Origin of the sequence: Clostridium luticellarii, from assembly GCF_002995845.1 — a bacterium.
GTDB lineage: Bacteria > Bacillota > Clostridia > Clostridiales > Clostridiaceae > Clostridium_B > Clostridium_B luticellarii.
The window spans coordinates 1-1,516 of record NZ_PVXP01000149.1 but is presented as its reverse complement, the minus strand read 5'-3'; the positions used below and the strand labels follow the sequence as shown (position 1 = coordinate 1,516).

The following is a 1,516-nucleotide window of genomic DNA, read 5'->3' as shown; positions in this document are numbered from 1 at the left end:
TAACTCAACTTTCGCAGGAGAAAAGCGATAGCTTTTCCTTGATATAACAAGGCAAAGCCTTAATAAAACTATCGATTATGAGGTCAATAATCTCTTTTGAAAGTAAAACTTTTTCTTTTAATATATCTTTTAGAGTAGATATTATAATTTGCAATGCTTCACAAAGTTGGATATCTTGAAGTTCATCGCAGCACTGATAAAAAAATCCACCTACAGTACGTAAATCTTTGCTATTACGATTTTCTAAAGATAGCATGATATACCTTGTAAAGACTATAGTAGTATGTGCTACCATAGAATCATAAGAACGACATTGAAATTCTTTACCAAGTTTTAAAAATGATTTATTCATTTTGAAAAAGACTTCAATGTCCCAACGTTTTCCGTAGATTCTTATGATTTCATCGTCAGATAGAGAAGTATCAGTAGATATAATGGCAAGCCATTGCCTACTTCTATTTCTATCACGTACAAAAACTATTTTAGATTCGATTTTATTACCATCTTTATCAGTACCTATACCAACAATTATTGAAGATAAAATTTTAGCTTTTCCTCTTCTTTTTTTAACAGAGGAATATAGAGATTTAAGATTTAACTTTTTGCCATCATAATCATAGTAAACTTTGGGCATAGCCTTGACCATGGCGATAGTATGAAGTTTAAGATTTAAAATTTGTATTAGAGTCTTAGGATAAGTAAACCAACTGTCAAAGAGAACATAAGAAGCTGGAATACCAATTTCTACCGCTCTCTTTATTAACTTAAGCATTGCATCAGGAGACTTTAAAACAGCCTCCTTACGGAGTTTAGAACCATTAGTCCTTTTGTCTAAAGTCTGATTTTCAGGGCATAGTCTATTTTTCTCTTTTGCAGATGAAAGAAGAGTAAAAGCAAGTGGTAAAAAAGTATTTCCATCAGACCATCCAAGAGTTAACAAACGAAAGCCTTTGACATATTTGTTTTCAACGTGGTCACGAACCCTTGCAAGTAACTCAACAGATTTACTTCTGTTTCTACTGTAAAGAGAATCATCTACTATAAGAACATTTACTCTATCATCTGAGGTAAGTGGTTTTAGAATATTTGTTATTATAGATGAAGAGAGCATAAGTAAAAACTTTCTCCAATTAAAATTCGGAGAATTAAGAAATCTATATACTACGTCCTTTGAAAACTCCAATGTTTTTCCTGTATCAAGAGTTCTGAATAAATTTTTGCCTGAAAAAACAAGCATAAAGATAAATTTAAAAATCTTAATACAAGAAAATCCTTTTTCTTTACGAAAATTGCATTGCTTAAGTATATGACCTAGTTTATTAATCTTAAAAAAATTATTTATTGTAAAGTTAAACTTTTTATCCTCGCTATGGTTTGATATAATAGAATTCATAAGAAACATTCCTTTCCTTGGTATGGTGTTTTTGACAATTCTATTATACCAAAAGGAATGTTTCTTTGCTTTATATCTTAAAAATTCAGGCTTCCGCCTTTATTTTAATGTGCGAAAGTTGAG

Annotated in this window: 1 protein-coding gene; it reads right to left on the bottom strand. The window is 30.3% G+C overall.

All coding sequences use genetic code 11. The features are described from left to right. Positions 1-4 precede the first annotated feature (4 nt). Complete coding sequence (locus tag CLLU_RS18450) at positions 5-1,393, bottom strand: IS4 family transposase (RefSeq protein WP_106011212.1); 1,389 nt, start codon at positions 1,391-1,393, stop codon at positions 5-7. Positions 1,394-1,516: the final 123 nt, after the last annotated feature.

Coding starts and splice junctions, on each gene's coding strand:
- CLLU_RS18450 (WP_106011212.1), bottom strand. CDS start 1,393: ATGAATTCTATTATATCAAACCATAGCGAGGATAAAAAGTTTAACTTT.